Source organism: uncultured Caulobacter sp. (genome assembly GCF_947036865.1).
Classification (GTDB): Bacteria; Pseudomonadota; Alphaproteobacteria; order Caulobacterales; family Caulobacteraceae; genus Caulobacter.
The window spans coordinates 1-3,947 of sequence record NZ_CAMQSF010000091.1 but is presented as its reverse complement, the minus strand read 5'-3'; the positions used below and the strand labels follow the sequence as shown (position 1 = coordinate 3,947).

The 3,947-nt window shown below is 64.9% G+C and carries 3 protein-coding genes and 2 pseudogenes; 3 read left to right on the top strand and 2 right to left on the bottom strand.

The window, feature by feature from the left end; translation table 11 throughout:
* Both Q0V34_RS20725 and Q0V34_RS20720 read right to left on the bottom strand, forming a co-directional pair.
* Window positions 1–372, bottom strand: a pseudogene (locus Q0V34_RS20725) (hypothetical protein); the annotation flags it as partial.
* Window positions 373–496: 124 nt separating this feature from the next.
* Window positions 497–760: pseudogene (locus Q0V34_RS20720) on the bottom strand (hypothetical protein).
* 23 nt (window positions 761–783) lie between these two features.
* On the opposite strand from Q0V34_RS20720, the gene rpsL reads away from it, so the two are divergent.
* From rpsL to fusA, 3 genes are all read left to right on the top strand, one after another.
* Entirely contained in the window at window positions 784–1,155 is a 372-nt protein-coding gene (rpsL, locus tag Q0V34_RS20715; RefSeq protein WP_297516293.1) for a 30S ribosomal protein S12, read from the top strand.
* A gap of 12 nt (window positions 1,156–1,167) precedes the next feature.
* Window positions 1,168–1,641 carry a 30S ribosomal protein S7 gene (gene rpsG / locus Q0V34_RS20710; RefSeq protein ID WP_004624018.1) on the top strand — a complete coding sequence of 158 codons (474 nt, stop codon included), beginning with the start codon at window positions 1,168–1,170 and terminating at the stop codon, window positions 1,639–1,641.
* A 116-nt stretch (window positions 1,642–1,757) separates the two neighbouring features.
* Complete coding sequence (gene fusA, locus Q0V34_RS20705) at window positions 1,758–3,836, top strand: elongation factor G (RefSeq protein WP_297516282.1); 2,079 nt, start codon at window positions 1,758–1,760, stop codon at window positions 3,834–3,836.
* Window positions 3,837–3,947: the final 111 nt, after the last annotated feature.

Here is a 3,947-nt window from a genome sequence, read left to right as displayed (position 1 = left end):
GGGCAGGGGCGCGGGGCGGATGGCGGTCCCGGGCTTGGTCTGACCGGCGCCGGGGACATCCAGGGTCGGCACGCCGGCCGGGGCGGGCCGGGCCGGCGGGCGGGGCTGGATCGGGGCGGGCGCGGCGGGGAGGGGGCTGGCGGAGGCCGTCGCCGGCCGAGGCTTGGGCCGTTCCGCCCGCACCGGGCGATTCAGCTCGAGCGTGATCGTGTGCTGTTCGTCCGGGATCAGGGTCTCGACCAGCGGCGGAACCGGCAGGGCCAGCCAGGCCAGCAGGCCGACGTGCAGCAGCAGCGAGCCGGCGAGAATCGCCGCGCGCCGTCGACGCGGCGCCCCGCGTCCGTTCCGGCCTTCGATAGCGATCGCCGTCACCCACCCTCCTGGACCCGTCCGCGCGCCCTCCCCACATGGCGAGGGGCGGCGCGAAGACAAGTCGCTCCATCCCAGGGCGAGACTGCACAGCTTTGGATGGCGAAAGAAGGCTTCGATTGGGGCCTTAAGACGGCCTTAACCGACGCGGGAACAGGCGGTTGACGTTCGGCCCCTTCGCGAGTAAATACCGCGCTCTTTTTCGAGGCGGCCGTTCGCGGCCGTCCGATGAGCCTGCGTTCCGCGCGGACCTTTCGTCCAAGCGGAACTTGAACCCGCCGGTGTGCTTCGCGCGCTCCGGCGAGTTTCGTGTTTATCGGGTCTCCAGTCGGAGCCTTGAACCAAGAACAACAAAGACAAGGACCTGAAGCGCCTCGGCCGAAAGGCACACGCTTCCATCAGAGCAGAGACTTAATGCCTACCATTAACCAGCTCATCCGTAAGCCGCGCGCGCCTAAGCCGGCCCGGAACAAGGTGCCGGCCCTGAAGGGCTGCCCCCAGCGTCGCGGCGTTTGCACCCGCGTCTACACCACGACCCCGAAGAAGCCGAACTCGGCGCTTCGTAAGGTCGCCAAGGTCCGTCTGACCACCGGCATCGAAGCCGTGTGCTACATCCCGGGCGAAGGCCACAATCTGCAGGAGCACTCGGTGGTGCTCATCCGCGGCGGCCGCGTCAAGGACTTGCCCGGCGTCCGTTATCACATCCTGCGCGGCGTCCTCGACACCCAAGGGGTCAAGGATCGTAAGCAGCGTCGTTCGCTCTACGGCGCCAAGCGTCCGAAGTAAGGAAGAAGAAGAATGTCCCGTCGCCGTCGCGCCGAGAAGCGCCAGGTTCTGCCGGATCCGAAGTTCGGGGACCTGGTTGTCACGAAGTTCATGAACTACGTGATGTACGAAGGTAAGAAAGCCGTCGCCGAAAACATCATCTACGGCGCTTTCGATATCCTGGAAGCCAAGCGCAAGGACCAAGGTCCGCTCGAAACCTTCCACTCCGCCCTGGACAACGTCGCTCCGGCGATCGAAGTCCGGTCGCGCCGCGTCGGCGGCGCCACCTATCAGGTGCCCGTCGAAGTCCGTCCGGACCGTCGCCGCGCCCTGGCCATCCGTTGGCTGGTGACCGCCGCCCGCAAGCGCGGCGAGAACACCATGACCGAGAAGCTGGCCGGCGAGCTGCTCGACGCTTCGAACAATCGCGGCACCGCGGTGAAGAAGCGCGAAGACACCCACAAGATGGCGGAAGCCAACCGGGCGTTCTCGCACTATCGCTGGTAAGCTTTTCGCTCCCAGCACTCTTTCAGGCGCGGGCGGTTTGAGATAAACCGCCCGCGCCGCACGTTTAATCCCGGTCGTGTCCGTCCTGGGCCGTCCCGTTTCGCAGAGCGATCGCTATGCCCCGCACGCATAAAATCGAAGACTACCGCAACTTCGGCATCATGGCCCACATCGACGCGGGCAAGACGACGACGACCGAGCGGATCCTGTATTACACCGGTAAGTCCCACAAGATCGGCGAAGTCCACGACGGCGCCGCGACCATGGACTGGATGGAGCAGGAGCAGGAGCGCGGCATCACGATCACGTCGGCCGCGACGACCGCCTTCTGGAACGGCAAGCGCCTGAACATCATCGACACCCCCGGGCACGTCGACTTCACCATCGAAGTCGAGCGCTCGCTGCGCGTTCTCGACGGCGCCGTGACGGTGCTGGACGGCAACGCCGGCGTCGAGCCGCAGACCGAGACCGTTTGGCGTCAGGCCGACAAGTACAAGGTTCCGCGGATCGTGTTCGTCAACAAGATGGACAAGATCGGCGCCGACTTCGACAAGTCGGTCGAGTCGATCCGCGACCGCCTGGGCGCCAAGGCCGTGCCGATCCAATTCCCGATCGGCGCCGAGTCGAACCTGAAGGGCCTGGTGGACCTGGTCCGCATGAAGGCCGTGGTCTGGGACAATGACGGTCTCGGCGCCTCGTACCGCGACGAAGAGATCCCGGCCGACCTGGTCGAGAAGGCCAACGAAGCCCGCCACTACCTGATCGAGAACGCCGTCGAACTCGACGACGAGGCGATGGAAGCCTATCTGGGCGGCGAAGAGCCCTCGGAAGAGGTGATCAAGAAGTGCATCCGCAAGGCCGTGCTGACCGGCGCCTTCTATCCGATCCTCTGCGGCTCGGCCTTCAAGAACAAGGGCGTCCAGCCCCTGCTCGACGCCGTCGTCGACTACCTGCCCTCGCCGGTGGACATCCCGCCGACCAAGGGCATCGACTTCAAGACCGAAGCCGAGGTCGAGCGTAAGGCCTCGGACGACGAGCCGCTGTCGGTCCTGGCGTTCAAGATCATGGACGACCCCTTCGTCGGTTCGCTGACCTTCTGCCGCATCTATTCGGGCAAGCTGGAAACCGGCATGTCCCTGATGAACTCGACCCGCGACAAGCGCGAGCGCGTCGGCCGCATGCTGCTGATGCACTCCAACAACCGCGAGGACATCAAGGAAGCCTATGCCGGCGACATCGTCGCCCTGGCCGGCCTGAAGGAAACCCGCACGGGCGACACCCTGTGCGATCCGCTGAAGTCGCCGGTCATCCTGGAGCGCATGGAGTTCCCGGCCCCGGTTATCGAAATCGCCGTCGAGCCGAAGTCGAAGGCCGACCAGGAAAAGCTGGGCGTCGCCCTGCAGAAGCTGGCCGCCGAAGACCCGTCCTTCACCGTCTCGACCGACCACGAGTCGGGCCAGACGATCCTGAAGGGCATGGGCGAACTGCACCTCGACATCAAGATCGACATCCTGAAGCGCACCTACAAGGTCGAGGCCAATATCGGCGCGCCGCAGGTGGCCTATCGTGAATCGCTCAGCCGTAAGGCCGAGATCGACTACACCCACAAGAAGCAGACCGGCGGTACGGGCCAGTTCGCCCGCGTCAAGCTGGTGTTCGAGCCGGGCGAAGCCGGTTCGGGCTTCGTGTTCGAAAGCGCCATCGTCGGCGGCGCGGTGCCGAAGGAATACATCCCCGGCGTCGTGAAGGGCCTGGAATCGGTGAAGGACAACGGTCTGCTGGCCGGCTTCCCGGTGATCGACTTCAAGGCCACCCTGATCGACGGCGCCTATCACGACGTCGACTCGTCGGTCCTGGCCTTCGAAATCGCCTCGCGCGCGGCCTTCAAGGAACTGCGTGAAAAGGGCGCCCCCAAGCTCCTCGAGCCGATCATGGCCGTGGAAGTGGTGACGCCGGAAGAATACCTGGGCTCGGTCATCGGCGACTTGAACAGCCGCCGGGGCATGATCCAGGGCCAGGACATGCGTGGCAACGCCACGGTGGTGAACGCCTTCGTGCCGCTCGCCAACATGTTCGGCTACGTGAACACCCTGCGCGGCATGTCGCAAGGCCGCGCCCAGTTCACGATGCAGTACGACCACTACGAGGCCGTGCCGCAGCACGTCGCCGACGAAGTGATCAAGAAGTACGCCTAACAGAAACCCCAGAAGTCCAACCAATAAAGGCCCCGCTGGGGTCCTGGAGCTAAGAAGATGGCCAAGGAAAAGTTCGAACGCACTAAGCCGCACTGCAACATCGGCACCATT